The following is a 15,681-nucleotide window of genomic DNA, read 5'->3' on the forward strand; positions in this document are numbered from 1 at the left end:
TAAACGGTTTCCGCGGGGCATAGAACGCCCATAAGATCTTGTTAATTATGACATATATAACCTGTTCATTAGAAGCTGCGCAGGAAAAAACGAGAGCACTGCCAATAGAAATTGGGCATCGGCTCTCGTTCCTTTTGTCATGCAAATTCTAACTTATGAATAATGGCTTACAGCATTTTCAGCTTGCTCATCATGCGTTTAACGACGGTTGCCGTATCGGCACGATTCAGCACCGCATCCGGGTTGAAGTTGTAAGTCGGCTTTCTCTCGCCTTCCTTCAAGCTGTTCGCCACGCCGGTCAGAATGCCGGCCTTGCTTACGGCAAGAATGGCTGGGTAGGAGTAGTTCGACTTGATATTACCCACATCTTCGAATTGCTTCTGAAGCGCAGCTTTATCTTTTTCGACTTCACCCATCTTCAGGTTCAGCGCGCGTGCGATCATGTTGGCCGCTTCCTCGCGGGTCAGCTCCATATTCGGAGCAAAGCTTCGAGGCGCTATGCCGCGGATGATTCCTTTTCTGGCTGCCGTCTCGATGTAACGGTAATCCCACTGCATGCTGTTGACGACACTTTCCTGATAAATGTCATCAAAGGTCAGCTTGTTCTTGTCGGTATCGTAATCCAACGGAATATCCAGCAGCTTCACGATAATCGTAGCAAATTCGCCGCGAGTCATCGGATCGTACACGCCGAACGCATCCTGCTTGGACGCTTTCATGAATCCTCTAGCCAGCATCAATTCAATATCGTTGCGGGCCGTCTTATGCGAGATCGCATCGGAATAGCTGTAACGCAAGGATTTAACGGCGTAGTAACCGAAGCCCTTGAATGGAGCTGTGATGGTTTTCTTCTTGGCATCTACTTTTCCGCCGATGTTGATCCAGGTTCCTTGGGACGGGTTGTACCACCAGATGCCCAGGTTGCTGGAAGCCGAGTTCACCAGCGCGGAATCGTATTTCAAGGTAATCGTACCTTTTTGCGAGAGCTCCATCCAGTTCTGCGGAATCAGGCGTTGATGGAATTCGTGCCCTTTTGCATACGGATGTGTTGCCGCTTTTACATTAAAGTCTTCCACGTTGCTGCTGTAGGCATTAAGCGAACCTGCATCCAGCCAGTAAAGCGGAGACGCATATCCGAAATGCGCAGCCGGAGTGAAACGGAACGCATTGTTGTTATCCCCTGGAATCAGGGACAGGCGTCCGTCCATTTCCACACCGTTCTCGATTTCGCCGATCCGGTTATAGGCTTTAATCGTACGACCATCGATCTGGTTGGCAATGCCGAACAGGATGTCATGCTCGCCGAGCAGGTTGATCGTTGGCACTTCAGCCGTAGGGCTTGATTTCGCCTGTTGAAGCACGGTGCCTTTCGGCAAGGACAGCGATACGCCGCCTTTAAATACGGACACTTTACCGGACTTCGAAATATTCGTTTTAAACTGGGAGCCTTCCGTTGCATCGTCGGTGTATGTTACGACGAATTGGCCGTTTGTCTTTTTGGTGCCTTGTTCGATCGTGAACTTGATGGTGTTTTTGCCGTTTTTCAGGTTCTTGACCTCAAGACGGAAAATGTCGCTGATTTCGGATTTCACCATTGGCGTTTTGCCAATCAGAATGGCGTCCGCGCCTTCAGCCTTGATGCTTACCTCTACAAAGTTCTGTTTCAGCACGCCTTCGTTCGGAAGTTTAGGAGACAGCACTTGATAAGGTGCACGTTCGCGCGTGATTTCGATGGTATCGGTTGTTGTAACCGACTGATAACGCGAACCGATGCTGATTGCTTGCAAACCAACATCTGGTAGTGCGAGCTCTTTGAACACCACGCGGGCCGAGCTGGAGTTTGCGCCATTGACAATGGAATAGTACAGGCTGTGATCCGCTTGATTAATGGCATCCAATTGCGTCTTCAGGGCACCGCCCGAAAGAGTCCAAGTACTTGCGTTGTCTTTGGTAAAGACGGCAAAGATCGTTGGCGTAGGATGACTGAGGTTTACTGTAATCTCATCCGTGTATTCTACTTCAAAGCGCAGACCCAAAGCTTTTTCATATGTGTTGTAAGCATTCTCAGCCGTTTCTCGGAACAAGCCGTCCGGATCGGATTCCGTTGCGGAACCAACCGGGAATGGGATCATGTTTTTGATAACCGAACGGGTATCGCTAAAATAAAGCAGGGTCAGCTTCGTTGAGATTTTCCCGCTCTTATCAGCGACCACCAACGTATTCGGACCTGGAATCAGCTGCAGGAACGTCGTATCCGTAAAGCTGAATTCCCCGTTGCCGTTCACGTTCAGATCGCGAGTGTTACCGTTCAGGGAAATCGTAAGTCCTGTAGTCCCTGTGTAGTTGACAATGCGTCCTGTCACTTGGTTGAAATCTGAGCTGTTCTTAAATACCTGGTTGTTGTACAAATTGAAAATATCAATATAAGAAGAAGATAAGAACGTCACCGGGATGACTTTGGTATCGGAAACGCCCGAACCATTGCTGACCTTGATGATCAGATTTTGCTGACCTGTCGGCAGGTTCGTGATTTTGAAAACCGTGTGGCCGTTGTAGGTAAACTTCTGGGCGATCGTGCCGCCGCCCTTACTGGACTCAATCTCCACATTGCCTGCGTTCACTTGCTCGACCATCAAATAGATCGGCAGTTCATTCAGGACGGTGTTGTTGCTGCTCGGAAAAATGGATTGGGAGGTAGCCAATACTGTTCCTCCGCTCTCCGTTACGCCGTACAATTGATACACCTGCTTGATGGTAGGCGCATTGACATCGCGATAAGTAAATGGATTCTTCACATCGAAGCCAGTAGTAGAATCCTTAGTGAGTACAAAGTAATCCCCACTCTGAGTGATACTGGTTGTGCCAGTCGTTGTAAAAGGGTACATCAAGGTATTGCCCAACACGCTTGCCGCACCTACGGTTGCCGGCGAGGTCGTGATCGGATTTGTGGATCCTACCGAAAATACGGATACTTCAAGACTCGGTGGAACCGCCGGGGTACCAGCCGGAGGAGCATCCACGATCACATAACCGGAGATGACGCCGTTCACCGTACCGGTAACAACCGCCTGTCCATCGATATTTGTGCCGCCAATCTTCAGTTGATTGACAGTTATAGAACCTGTCGGATGATAGACGACCTGTCTATTGATGGTCTGGGATTTCGATTCGGAGTTCACGACGATCACCAGATCGTTGACGCCCTTCTGCAGCAGGATCCCTGCGGAGTAATACGTATCGCCGCCGCCGGCATACATATTCTGCCCATTGACGGTAACACCCTTAGATCCATTGGTCGCTTTGACGGAAATGCTGACGGTCTGCGTAGTAACGACAACCGGCTTGGAAGCATTCTCTTCCAGAACGCGTCCATCACTGAGCGCTACTTCGTAAACAGCCGGTACATCGGAGAACTTCACGTAGGCCGTAGCACTCATCTGCTGGCCTTGCGTGCTCATGCCGGACACGATGATTTTGTTCACGCCTTGGTTCAGCTGCACATTCAGGAACTCGAACGTATTCGCTGCTTCGTCCAGGATCGGCTTGACGCCGGTGCCGCCCGTGGTCGTGTCATCGAACCGTTTGATTTCATAAGAGATGGTATTCGGATTAATGCCGTTGTAGGTACCCGTAACCGAAATCGAGCTCCGGTTCTCCGGCGTTGGGGAATTCGGATCCGTACTTAGATTGGAAAAGTGGAAAAACAAGGCTCCATTTGCAGCTGAAGCCGGTAATGCCGGAATAAGGGAAAAGAACATAGCAATGGCCAATAACAGGCTTGCTATTGTACGGAAATTTTTCTTCAACGGTTGTGCCTCCTTGATCATTCGGACGTTGGCGTCCGTTTTGGGTGTTGCGTCGTTCACTGGGTCCCCTCGCTTTCACTGACAGATTGGTACTTGCGCATAGTTCATATATCGGTCCCAGACATTCAATTATTTAGAAAAAAGCACAAAAAAGCCTCACCCTTTTTGGGCGAGGCTGGCATGTCCGTACCGGACTCATAATGAAAAAGAATAAGTTCTATTTGGTGCGGCTTTCGGGATTTGCCTTCATCCGCATCCGGTTAATCAGCCCGAGAATCGGCCGTTTGGTCTTGCCGACCAGTCCGATGACTTCGGCACCGATCTGCATGAAACACATCATGACGCAGATAACCACAAACGTCACCCAGTTCGCTTCATACATGGCAGCCGACGATTGAATGACGGCCAATACGCCGAAAAACGCGGCAATGACGTAAATGATCAACACGGTCTGGCGATGGCTGAATCCAAGCTCGCGCAGGCAGTGATGCAAATGGCCCTTGTCCGGGGCAAAGATCGGTTTCTTCTGGATTTTGCGGCGAATGATCGCGAAGAACGTATCCGACAACGGAACGCCGATAATGATCAGCGGCGTAATAAAGGATACAATCGCAATCTGCTTAAATCCAAGCAGGGACAGCATGGCCAAACTGAATCCAAGGAATAATGACCCCGTATCCCCCATGAAAATCTTTGCCGGATGGAAGTTGAAAAACAGGAAACCGATAATGCTGCCGAGGAGCAGCAGGCAGAGCAGGGCTACGGTCGTGTTGCCCATCAAGACGGCCATGACCAGGATCGTGCCGATCGCAATGCCGGATACGCCGGCTGCAAGTCCGTCGAGCCCGTCAATCAAATTAATCGCGTTCGTTACGCCGACGATCCAGAAGATCGTAAGCGGAATCGATACCCAGCTCTCCAGCATGGAGTAACGGTCCTGGAACGGTATATTTACAAAGTCCACGGTAATATTAAATCCGAATACAACTACGCAAGCAGCTGCAATCTGAGCCAAAAACTTCACTTTGGCCGAAAGTTCAAATCGATCATCCAAGGCTCCGATCAATACGATCATGGAACCGCCGATCAGAAATGCCTTCATGAAGTTGGCATCACGAGGCGACAGGCTATCCGGCAAAAAAGGAAGAACCGCAATCAGTCCAAGAATAAAAGCCAGATAAATGCCGAGTCCCCCGAGTCGGGGCATGATCCGGGTATGAACCTTGCGGGCATTAGGAACGTCAACGGCACCAATCTTAACCGCAAACTTCTTTACAAGCGGCGTTAAGAGCAGAGCGAGCGCCAGCGATACGATAAACCCGATGATGTATATCATTAACATGTAATCATTCGACCCCCAATAAAAGTCTACCGGTTGAATTATACTCCCTTCGGGTCCGAAAACCAATGCCAATTTCCGGTGATTTCCCGGATTTTACCCACAGAAATGAGCCATTTAGCTCGATTTCGTTACGTTTTCTTTCTCGCGCAGCACTTTCACTACGAATTTCGGCAGCGCAAGCATTCTTTTGTAACGGGTGGGCTCCTTCAGAAGGCGATAAAACCATTCGAGACGCAGCTTTTGGAACACCTTCGGTGCCCGCTTCAGTTTGCCGGAGATAATATCGAACGATCCCCCGACGCCCATCACGACCGGAACCTGGAGCGCCTGTTTATGCTGTGCAATCCAAGGCTCCTGGTTATCCGCACCACGCGCCACAAACAAAATATCCGGTGAAGCCGCCCGTATCTGTTCGATGACGGCAGCATCTTCATCAGGCCCAAAAAAACCGTCCCGGCAGCCGCATATAATTGCAGCCGGATATTGCATTTGTAACCTTTCGGCAGCTTCCTGAATCACTTCGGCGGTAGTTCCCAGCAGAAAGAACTTCCATCTATAGGTTTCCCCGACCTTCAACAATTCATGTAAAAGCTCGAAGCCGGTTACGCGTCCCTCCAACGGATCGCCGCCCACACCGGCGGCCCAGACGATTCCGGTGCCGTCCGGAACGATGATTTCAGCGCTTTGCATCATCTCTTTATACTCCGGATTGTTGACGGCCGTCATCACCATGATCGGATTCGCCGTGATCACATGATGGGGCTGCCCCGACTGAACAGCCTCTGTCAGGTATTTCACCGTATCTTTCATGCTTAGCTTGGAAAAAGGAATCTCGAATACCGATACGGTAGGAAATGGATAGGTCTGTTTCATGTTTATCATCCTCTATGGCGTAAATATTGGGCAATATGGCGTGCAGGCATGGCAGCCTCGCGTTTCAGCACGGCAATCTGCTCGCCATGCTCCGCCTTCCATGCCGCTGCATCGTCCAACAGCTTCAGCATCTGATCCTTTAATACGTTCGGGTCAAGAGATTCACTGCTTCCGACAGGCTCGCTGCCAAGCCGCTTCAAGAAGTGGTTGATTTTCGGATCATAAGAAATTCCGAGCAGCGGCACGCTCTGATTCGCGGCATAGATCAGGCTATGCAGGCGCATGCCCAATATCATATCACAACGGCTAACCTCGCGCAGCATGTCCTGCGGCTGCTTCTCATCGCGATAGAAACTCAAGGCAGAGCCATTCTTGGAGATATCGCCCATGGCATCCGCTATAAACTGCGAAGCCTCAATATCATCCGGCTGATGAAAAGGAAGAAAGCGAAGATGCACCGGTCGTTGTCCGGCCAACGCCTTTAAACCTTCCGCTACAGCCTTCAGCTCTTTTCGTTCCGGATGCCAATACCGAACCGAAATGCCTATGACCGGCAGAGAGCCTTTCGTGTCTCCGCTTGATGACGAGGATGCCTTTACAGGTTCTTCGGATGATTCGTGCTGCTCTTCTATAGAAGAAACTAGTGCAGCTTCATTCTCTTTCGACGCTGATCCCGGGTGGGAATCCCGATGGACACCCTCTCCGGCCGGCAGCGGCAACCCCATTACCGGGTCCGGCACGACGTGCACGGCTTCCCCCGATATTCCCATGGACTGAAGCAGTTCGCCCGACTGCATGTCCCGCACCGAGATATACGTGCATTTACGGAAGATCGAGCGAATCATCGGATAAAACAGTTTACGGTTCACCGGGCCAACGCCTTGGGCATAAATAAACGTCGGTTTACCGAGCCACTGCGCGATCTTGAGAACGCCCAGATAATAAGGAATGGTCTTCGGACTGGTGGCATCCTGCAGCAGGCTTCCTCCGCCGCTGATCAAGCCGTCGCTGTCCTTGATCGCCTGTCGAACCTCGCCGAGCTTCATGCGATGAACGGATTTAACCCCATAGGCAGCCGAAGTCCATTCCGGATCAATGGAAAGCACAACGGGGTAGATATCGACCCCCGCTGCCTGTCCTTCCTGCTCTAATGCGGTCAGAATCGATTTCAGCACCGCTTCGTCACCGCTATTTTTAAATCCGTAATATCCGGAAATGACTATTGTCTTAGAAGTGGAGACCATCGTTTCCAGATCCTTTCTGCCACTTGCCATACCAATATCGCGATCAATCCGATGATCAGGCCGAGTCCAAGGCCCAATACGACGCGAATCGCCGAAATATAGAGAGGCGTGTGAATATGCGTGAATGTTCCGACCATCGACAGCTGCCCCATCACGCCGATAATGAGAAGGTATACGGCATGACGATACTTAAATGACAGAAACACGCCGAGTACCATCATCGGATGAGCGAGCAAGAATTCCTTGTTACGCGGACGTACGCCAAACGTATTTTCCAGGAATGTACGGAATGTCATTTCGATCGAAGATACGGACCCTGCATTACCTGTACGGGTGAGATAGTACCAGCCAACGATGGCCACAATACCCGCTGCGATGACCCATGTCAACGAGATCGGTGCTTTAAGCAGCTTCAGAATTGCGCTGTAAGTCGATCCCCCGCGATATAGAACCACGTAGATCGCAATAAGCCCAATCGGAGCTGCGGCAAGCAAGCTCACGCCACGGAACTGATCCAGCACGAGCATATAGGTCACATTGTTCAATAACGCAACAACGATCGGTACAGCCGCAAGCGACAAAATCGAGGTTTTGACCAGCAATACGATCGAATGGGTCACTCTTCTGCCAGGACTCATGTCCGGAATGCTCTTCTGCGTTTCATTGACTTTGCGAATGGCCAATATGACGGCAACCGTTGGAGCGCTGATCGCGGCAAATAAAGCTAAGGCCTGTTCAAGCAATGTCGGCTTTAGAACATACAATCCGGCGCTGCCCACGAGCCCGATCAGGAAGGCTGCAATCGTCAAGAACGGAATGTAATAGGAAATCATGAGCGAAATCAGCGCGATGGCTCCCACGACCGCCCCAAGCTTGAAGTAACGCTGCAAGGACGAGTCGGTTATCTTAAACGGCTCTGCAGGACCCATGGTGAAGCCATTGTCCTCGATCTGCTTGATGGCTTGGCCCGATCCGGTCAAACTGTCAATCAGATTGTCGAGCGGATGCGTAACGGTAGCCTTGGTCATATCCCGGCTCGGCTCTGCATTCAAATAGAACATCCGAATGTTACGGTCTTTGGATGCCAAAGCAAAGCGGTCCCCGATAACCTCGGGCTCCAGATTAGCATCCCGCTCGCTTAAGGAATAAATACGGGTTACGTTGTAATCCGTTAAATAGGCAAGTTTCGTAAAGCCTTTTTGCGGACGCTTGATATTCTCAATCGCCACGAGGCCGATCCCATGTTCGTTCAACAGTTGGCCAAAGGAATCCAGGCTTTTCATGTCGGCTTGATCATTGAAACCTCTGGCGGAATCCCCTTCAAACAGAATGCGCTTCACGCCGTTATCCGCGAAGTACGCCATCAGCTTCTCCATGTAAGCCTGGTCATACGGAAGACTGTCCGACAGACGCGGCACAATGTTAAAGCCCTTCTCCCGCAGCATGCTGATCGTAATCGGGTCTGGAGACAACGGTTTAATGACCGCATTGGAACGCGGAGTTTCCAGCACCAATCCGTCCACTGCGCGATCGAACTGCCATGATCTTACCGGAATCCCCAGTCTCGTGAACGTGTCTTGAATGATGGGTTTAATTAAAGCTGCGCTTTCCTCGTTCAGGAATGCAACATACGTAAAATTCTCGTTCGGGGAGACCGTCGTACCTGTCAGATCGGCGACCTGCTGCCCGTCATATACCGATATCCGCCGCGATTTCGCCAGCTCGTCCAGCGTGCTTTCATAAAGCGCCATACTGATCACGCCAGCTTCTTTCAGGCGATCCAGCTGCTCGGATATAAAATCCTGCGGCTTGGATTGATACACCGCAACATCCAACAAATCCCGATAATCAAACACCAACTCAACGTTCTTTGATGTTGATTCTGTTTGCAGTCGGTCATAACCTACAGGCAGGGCCGCTGCAACGCCAAGAACAACCAGAATCCACAGCCACTTGCGGGCTGCCGTGTTCCAGCGTTTCCATTTCTGAACCACGAAAGTACCTCCTCATCGAACCTGCGGGGATTTACGATGGAGGGCAACGGCAATTTGATGCCTTGCGCAACCATCGTAAATCCCCTTCGTTCTCTTCTCTCATTAAAATGTATCTATGGTTAAGCGTCTACCCGGGCCATGACTTGATCCGAGAGCGATTGAATTTTGGCCTTCGCATCGGCGAGAGATTCGCCGCGCACGGCAAAGTACACTTTGATCTTCGGCTCGGTGCCCGAAGGTCTCAGGCAGAACCATGAACCGTCTTCAAGCAAATACTTTAACACGTTTTCCTTCGGCAATCCGTCCAAGCCCTCCGCATAGTCAAGGACCTGCTTAACCGATTGGCCCCCGACCTTCTGGGGCGGATTGTCGCGCCAATCGGACATCTTGGCTTGAATCTGGGCAACGCCATCCTTGCCTTTGAGCGTCCGGGATTCCAGCGTCTCGAGGAAATAACCGAACTGCTCGTAAAGCTCCTGCAGCACATCGTACAGCGTCTTGCCTTGTCCTTTATAGTAGGCGGCGGCTTCGCATATCAGCATCGAGGCCAGCACGGCATCCTTATCGCGCGCATAGTTGCCTGCCAAATAGCCGTAACTCTCTTCATAGCCGAACAGATACGTATGGCTGCCGGACTCCTCGAACTGGGTCATTTTCTCGCCAATGTACTTAAAGCCCGTCAATGTATTCAACACGGCGGCACCATAATGCTCCGCAATCGCCGCTCCCATCTCGCTCGTAACGATGGTCTTGATGACGGCACCGTTATGAGGCAGCTTGCCCGCTTCCTTCAATTGACCCAGCAAATAGTGGATCATGATCGCGCCCGATTGATTGCCTGTCAGCACGACGTATTCGCCCTGAGCGTTCTTCACGACGGCCCCCATGCGATCTGCGTCCGGATCCGTCCCGATCAAAATGTCGGCTCCCACTTCCTCGCCAAGCTTCATCGCAAGCGTGAACGCTTCCCGTTCCTCCGGATTCGGAGATTTCACGGTGGAGAAATTGCCGTCCGGCTGGGCTTGTTCAGGAACGACATGGATATGCTTAAAGCCGATGTTCCGAAGCACCCGCTCGACCGGGGCTTGCCCTGTTCCGTGCAGCGGCGTGAATACGATTTTGAAATCCTCGCCCAGCTTGGACGCGATAAGCTCCCGATTCACGCTGACATCAGTCACCGTATCCACAAAAGCCTGATCTTCCGCTTCACCCAGCCAAACCAGCAGACCCTGAGCCTCGGCATCCGCCTGCGACAGCCTTTTCACGGCGGAGAAAGAATCCACCTCCTGAATCCGGGCAATCACGTTCTCCGCTTCGTCCGGCACTAACTGGCCGCCTTCACGGTTGTACACCTTATAGCCGTTATATTCCGGCGGATTATGGCTTGCCGTGATGACAATTCCGCCAGTAGCGCCCAGGTGGCGCACGCTGAATGACAGTTGCGGCGTAGAACGTAAGGAGGGGTACAGCTTGGCTACAATCCCGTTGCCGGCCAGAACCAAAGCGGCCTCCAACGCAAACTCCGGCGAGAAATGCCGGGAATCATGGGCGATGACAACGGAAGGCTTGCCTTCCGCATCGCCATGAGCCTCCAGAATATACTGCGCAAAGCCTTGCGTTGCGCGACCTACCGTATATTTATTCATCCGGTTGCTGCCTGCACCGATGACGCCGCGCAGACCGCCCGTTCCAAATTCCAGATCACGATAAAACCGCTCCTCCAGCTCTTTGGCATCGTGCTCGAGTGAACGCAGCTCCTGTTTCGTCTCCTCATCTACATAAGGATCATTCAACCAACGCTGTACCGTATCGATTGTTCTCTGACTCATCTCTGACATGAAAAAAAGTCTCCCTTCCTCATCCAAACAAGAATAGTCTGAAAATTACTCCTTGTCCGCGAGAGCAAACATAATTTCTCCCTCGGCCACTACGCGTCCATCCACCGTTGCGGTCGCTTTCCCTTTGCCGATCATGCCCTTCAGGCGAATGATCTCGACTTCCAAGCGCAGCGTGTCTCCTGGTACCACTTGTCCACGGAAACGGAAACCGTCAATGCCCGCCAAAAAGCCGAGCTTGCCCCGATTGCTCTCTACGTTGAGAATCGCCACAGCGCCGACTTGCGCCAAAGCTTCTACAATCAGGACTCCCGGCATAACGGCATATTCAGGGAAATGCCCGACAAAAAACGGTTCGTTGATCGTCACGTTCTTGATGCCGACCGCTCGTTTGCCATCCTCGATCTCCACGATCTTATCGACGAGCAAAAACGGGGGACGATGCGGAATAATCTCTTGGATCTGTTTGATGTTCATCATAGTATTAAATCCTCCTTATGTACGTACCCGCCAAGCATAGCGTTTGAAAAGGGGAGTTCGTTCCAGTTGCGCCGCTATGCCGCTTTCTCAAGCAGCGGAAGGTATTGCTGATGGTTGTATCATGCTTCATCTTCGAGGTTCTTTAACGAATTTCGGATCATTTGCATAAAAAGAAGGAGTTGCGGAAAAAATGATGGATATCCTTCACCGCTGCAGAAGTGAAGGTTTCAGATAAGGGGCTTTCTCCTTCGGACATTCCGTGTACGAGGAGAGAGCCCTTTTACAAGTTTTTTGGGGTTCCCCGCAAAGTATTTGGAATAAGCATCGCAGCATAGGCTCCACTTTGTGGTGTTATTTTATATACATCCGTCCATTGTCATGAAATGACAAAGTTAATACGCAAGTCCCATCCCATTATACCGTTTAACCCTAAAAAAAGAAAACTCCCTTACAGGGAGTTCGGCATCTTATCAACGACGTTGTATGTCACCCCGACCTTCGTCACGGTGCGAAAATCAAATCAAAAACATGCTTCCATGTGCCCCATTCAAACACTTCACTAAGCTCCTGATCCCCCAGGACAACATATCCGAAGACCATGCCCCCGAATAATGCCAGTACGAGCAATACAGGAATCATGATACGGACGGCGATTTTCCATCCGGATGTCTTGGAGCGTTTTTTGGCGTTTGATTCACTCATGATGCCCACCTACCCTCGCATTGTGTTGGCAAGGTTCATCATGGTATCGCTGGAACTAAGCGCGCGTGCCGTCAGCTGGTAGGCCCGCTGAACTTCCATCATCTTGGTCAATTCATCGGTCAGGTTCACGTTGGATTGCTCCACAAACCCGGACAGCACCTTGGATTTAGGAGGCTCACCCGGAGCAGGCGGCGTCGTATCGAATACGTCGCCTTCCGCTAAACCATTCCCTAAGACGAACAGGTTATCCCCTACAGCGACCAGTCCCTCCGGACGCTCAAGCTCAACCAGCTTCAAGGTGGCATAAGGAGCCGTACGGCCACCCGTTGGGGTCTCCACGATAATCTGACCTCTCTCATTGATGGCAACTTTCCCTTTGGCCGGAAGAGAAATCGGATTATCGTTCACGTCAAGCACAGGATAGCCTTGTGAATTGACCAGCAGCAGGTTGTTCGGATTACGGGCGTCCGGGGATACATGGAACCCGCCTTCGCGGGTATATCCGATCGCGCCGTCTCCCTGAACCGCAAACATGGCTTGCCCGTCAATCATCAGATCGAGCGGGTTGCCGGTTTCCTTCATGGCGCCCTGCTCCATGTTTGGCACAACGGAAGATAATCTCATGCCGTACCCGAGTGTATAGCCAAGCGGCGTCGCACGGCCCGTTCGGTCGAAATCCTTGTGATGGCCCTGAACCTGTGTCAGCACATCCTCAAAGGATGCCTCCTTTTTCTTATAACCAGCCGTGTTGACGTTTGCCATATTGTCCGCAATGACATCCAATCGCTGCTGGAGGGCATTCATCGACACCATGGCGCTTATCATCGAGTTGTTCATTACTTACCTCCCGTGGGCTCCCATTATTTCGGCAGCAATGTGCTGCCTACCTGCTTACAGACGTTAGCTTAGACGCGGCCAATCTCATTGACCGCCTTCTCCAGCGTTCTGTCGTAATATTGAACGATTTTCTGATTCGTTTCATACGCGCGCAGCGCAGCGGTCAATTCCACCATCGACTGCGTTGGATCCACGTTGGACCCTTCGATGAATCCCTGTCGGACCACTCCGTTATCGGCCGGCGTCATAAAACGCACTTCACCGTCCGGATCAGCCATGCGGAACACGCCATGCCCTTCTCGAATCAGTCCATGAGGCTGGCTCACGATGCTGACGCCGAGAATGATGCCCGTCCCTCTGCCAGCGGCGTCCATGATTTCTCCTTGCTCATTCACTGTAAAGTCACTCGCCGGACCTGTCAATACAATCGGTCTGTTATTGTTATCCAGAACCTGATAGCCGCTCTCGCTCAGCAGGTTGCCTTCGGGGCTGACCCGGAAGCTGCCGTTGCGGGTGTACCGGACATCTCCGTTCTCGTTCTGAACCGTGAAAAATCCTTCCGGCCGGTAAATCACCTCGCCGTTCTCATCCACGTATCTGCCCGAAGCATCAAACGGATAAGCCTGGCCCGTTGCCGGATTCTGTACCGTAAACGAGGATACCAGCGCAAAGTCCGTTGTCTTGTTCGTTTCCCGGAGCGCGCCTTCGGTATAGAGCGAAATGCTCTCCTCGGCGTATACGCCGGTGTTGAACTTGCCCAGCTTCCGTCCCGCATTCGACGACTCGTTGCCGCCGATCATCGAGACCAGCACTTCAGGAAACGAGCGCTGTACGCTGTTCGTCGCCTTATAGCCTGTCGTGTTAACGTTGGCGATGTTCTGCGTCACCGTATTATGTCGCTGCTCCTGGGTCATCATCCCTGAAGCGGCTGTATATAGACCTCTTAACAATGAAGGCACTTCCCTTCCATTAACGAATCATAAGAACCTTAGTCGATAAACGTTACGGTTCATCTCCATATTCAACTTGTCCTATCATCTATATCGGAAGGTTAGAACTTTTTCTTAACGACCTTGTCCAAATTATCCAGCATAATTCCCGTTCCTTTAACCACACAGTGCATCGGATCTTCAGCGACAAGCACCGGCACCCGAAGCTCGTCCGTCAGCAGCTCGTCCAATCCATGAAGCAGCGCGCCGCCGCCCGTTAGAATAACGCCGCGATCGATGATGTCTGCCGACAGCTCAGGCGGAGTACGCTCCAATACGGATTTGGCCGCGAGCACGATCGATGACACGGGATCCCACAGAGCTTCCTGCACTTCCTCTGACGACACCGTTACGGTAAACGGCAATCCCGATACCATATCGCGTCCGCGAATGTCCATCTCAGCTTGTCTGCCGCCCGGGCGAACCGTTCCGATCGCCATCTTCAAATCTTCTGCCGTCCGTTCCCCGATCAGCAATTTATATTTATGCTTCACGTACTTCGTGATCGCCTCGTCGAACTTGTCCCCTGCCATTTTAATCGAAGAAGCGGTGACCACATCGCCCATGGACAGGACGGCCACATCCGTGGTGCCGCCCCCGATGTCCACAACCATGTTACCGCTCGGTTGGAAAATATCCATTCCTGCGCCGATTGCCGCCGCCTTCGGTTCTTCTTCCAGGAACACATCCCTTGCGCCGCTGCGCTCAGCCGCTTCCCGGATCGCTTTCTGCTCCACCGAAGTAATGTTCGTCGGTGCACAGATCAGGATTCGGGGCCGGCTGTGCCAACTGCGCGCGCCCACGCGATCAATAAAGTACTTCAGCATCGCTTCCGTAATTTCGAAGTCGGCGATGACCCCGTCCCTCAGCGGGCGGATCGCCGTAATGTTGCCGGGAGTACGCCCGACCATGCGCCGTGCTTCCTCACCGACGGCAAGGACTCGTTTGGTGTCGGTCTCAATAGTGACAACGGAAGGTTCGTCTAACACTACCCCCTTCCCCTTTACGTGAATGAGCACGTTCGCCGTTCCGAGATCGATTCCAATATCCTTGCTCAACATCATGAAAAGCCCCCAAAGTGTTATTTTATGGTAAAAGAGTCTGTTCGCTGTACCGTACCACCCTTCGACATAATCTAGCAATCGATGATGATCTTCGGCAAAACAGGTCCCATATTTCGATCCTATACCAGCTTTTAACATATCATACTTTAGGGGAGGGATTCAACGCCAATCTAGCGACCAAAGCCCTAAAAAATCAGGATTTTGCCGTGGCCACCGGTTCACGGTTGCTGCCGGTTTTTTTGTACTTGATCTTGGTAGCTTCTCCGCCTCTCAGATGGCGGATGGATTTGTGGTATTCGAGAATGTGCTTTACCTGATCCGCCAGGTCCGGGTTGATCTCCGGCAGACGTTCGGTTAAGTCCTTATGCACCGTGCTCTTCGACACGCCAAATTCTTTGGCTATAGTTCGAACCGTATGCCTCGTTTCCACGATACAGCGTCCGATCTTAATGGTCCGCTCTTTGATGTAATCGTGCACGCTCCCGCCTCCCTACTGTGTGGATAGTTTGGTACAT

At 51.7% G+C, this 15,681-nt stretch carries 12 protein-coding genes; all 12 read right to left on the reverse strand.

What is annotated here, in order from left to right; translation table 11 throughout:
• Positions 1-167: 167 nt before the first annotated feature.
• Positions 168-3,806 (reverse strand): S-layer homology domain-containing protein, encoded by a 3,639-nt coding sequence (locus AC3RCL_RS29600; protein WP_492533530.1) that lies wholly within the window; start codon positions 3,804-3,806, stop codon positions 168-170.
• 217 nt (positions 3,807-4,023) lie between these two features.
• A complete protein-coding gene (locus tag AC3RCL_RS29605; protein WP_009594254.1) occupies positions 4,024-5,148 on the reverse strand; it encodes a glycosyltransferase family 4 protein in 1,125 nt (374 codons plus the stop codon).
• A gap of 114 nt (positions 5,149-5,262) precedes the next feature.
• Positions 5,263-6,021 carry a WecB/TagA/CpsF family glycosyltransferase gene (locus AC3RCL_RS29610; RefSeq protein ID WP_096775861.1) on the reverse strand — a complete coding sequence of 253 codons (759 nt, stop codon included), beginning with the start codon at positions 6,019-6,021 and terminating at the stop codon, positions 5,263-5,265.
• Positions 6,022-6,026: 5 nt separating this feature from the next.
• Positions 6,027-7,265: a polysaccharide pyruvyl transferase CsaB gene (gene csaB, locus AC3RCL_RS29615; RefSeq protein ID WP_492533533.1), complete on the reverse strand. Its 1,239-nt coding sequence runs from the start codon at positions 7,263-7,265 to the stop codon at positions 6,027-6,029.
• Positions 7,241-9,259, reverse strand: a complete 2,019-nt coding sequence (locus AC3RCL_RS29620; RefSeq protein ID WP_492533535.1) for a DUF5693 family protein — start codon at positions 9,257-9,259, stop codon at positions 7,241-7,243. Before AC3RCL_RS29620 ends, csaB begins: the two co-directional genes overlap by 25 nt.
• Positions 9,260-9,378: 119 nt before the next feature.
• Entirely contained in the window at positions 9,379-11,097 is a 1,719-nt protein-coding gene (locus tag AC3RCL_RS29625) for a phospho-sugar mutase (RefSeq protein ID WP_492533537.1), read from the reverse strand.
• 45 nt (positions 11,098-11,142) lie between these two features.
• Positions 11,143-11,574: a 3-hydroxyacyl-ACP dehydratase FabZ gene (fabZ, locus tag AC3RCL_RS29630; protein ID WP_492533539.1), complete on the reverse strand. Its 432-nt coding sequence runs from the start codon at positions 11,572-11,574 to the stop codon at positions 11,143-11,145.
• A 501-nt stretch (positions 11,575-12,075) separates the two neighbouring features.
• Complete coding sequence (locus AC3RCL_RS29635) at positions 12,076-12,276, reverse strand: DNA-directed RNA polymerase subunit beta (protein WP_009594210.1); 201 nt, start codon at positions 12,274-12,276, stop codon at positions 12,076-12,078.
• Positions 12,277-12,285: 9 nt separating this feature from the next.
• Positions 12,286-13,113: a flagellar hook-basal body protein gene (locus tag AC3RCL_RS29640; RefSeq protein ID WP_015737739.1), complete on the reverse strand. Its 828-nt coding sequence runs from the start codon at positions 13,111-13,113 to the stop codon at positions 12,286-12,288.
• 68 nt (positions 13,114-13,181) lie between these two features.
• Positions 13,182-14,063: a flagellar hook-basal body protein gene (locus AC3RCL_RS29645; protein WP_036660349.1), complete on the reverse strand. Its 882-nt coding sequence runs from the start codon at positions 14,061-14,063 to the stop codon at positions 13,182-13,184.
• A 101-nt stretch (positions 14,064-14,164) separates the two neighbouring features.
• Positions 14,165-15,163, reverse strand: a complete 999-nt coding sequence (locus AC3RCL_RS29650; protein WP_036660372.1) for a rod shape-determining protein — start codon at positions 15,161-15,163, stop codon at positions 14,165-14,167.
• A 196-nt stretch (positions 15,164-15,359) separates the two neighbouring features.
• Positions 15,360-15,644: a sporulation transcriptional regulator SpoIIID gene (gene spoIIID / locus AC3RCL_RS29655; RefSeq protein WP_009594246.1), complete on the reverse strand. Its 285-nt coding sequence runs from the start codon at positions 15,642-15,644 to the stop codon at positions 15,360-15,362.
• Between the last annotated feature and the right edge of the window lie 37 nt (positions 15,645-15,681).

The organism is Paenibacillus sp. MT86 (assembly GCF_058792535.1).

Excerpts from the sequence above, each read along its gene's own strand:
- AC3RCL_RS29605 (WP_009594254.1), bottom strand. The coding sequence starts at position 5,148 with ATGTTAATGATATACATCATCGGGTTTATCGTATCGCTGGCGCTCGCT.
- AC3RCL_RS29610 (WP_096775861.1), bottom strand. The coding sequence starts at position 6,021 with ATGAAACAGACCTATCCATTTCCTACCGTATCGGTATTCGAGATTCCT.
- csaB (WP_492533533.1), bottom strand. The coding sequence starts at position 7,265 with ATGGTCTCCACTTCTAAGACAATAGTCATTTCCGGATATTACGGATTT.
- AC3RCL_RS29625 (WP_492533537.1), bottom strand. The coding sequence starts at position 11,097 with ATGTCAGAGATGAGTCAGAGAACAATCGATACGGTACAGCGTTGGTTG.
- fabZ (WP_492533539.1), bottom strand. The coding sequence starts at position 11,574 with ATGATGAACATCAAACAGATCCAAGAGATTATTCCGCATCGTCCCCCG.
- AC3RCL_RS29635 (WP_009594210.1), bottom strand. The coding sequence starts at position 12,276 with ATGAGTGAATCAAACGCCAAAAAACGCTCCAAGACATCCGGATGGAAA.
- AC3RCL_RS29640 (WP_015737739.1), bottom strand. The coding sequence starts at position 13,113 with ATGAACAACTCGATGATAAGCGCCATGGTGTCGATGAATGCCCTCCAG.
- AC3RCL_RS29650 (WP_036660372.1), bottom strand. The coding sequence starts at position 15,163 with ATGTTGAGCAAGGATATTGGAATCGATCTCGGAACGGCGAACGTGCTC.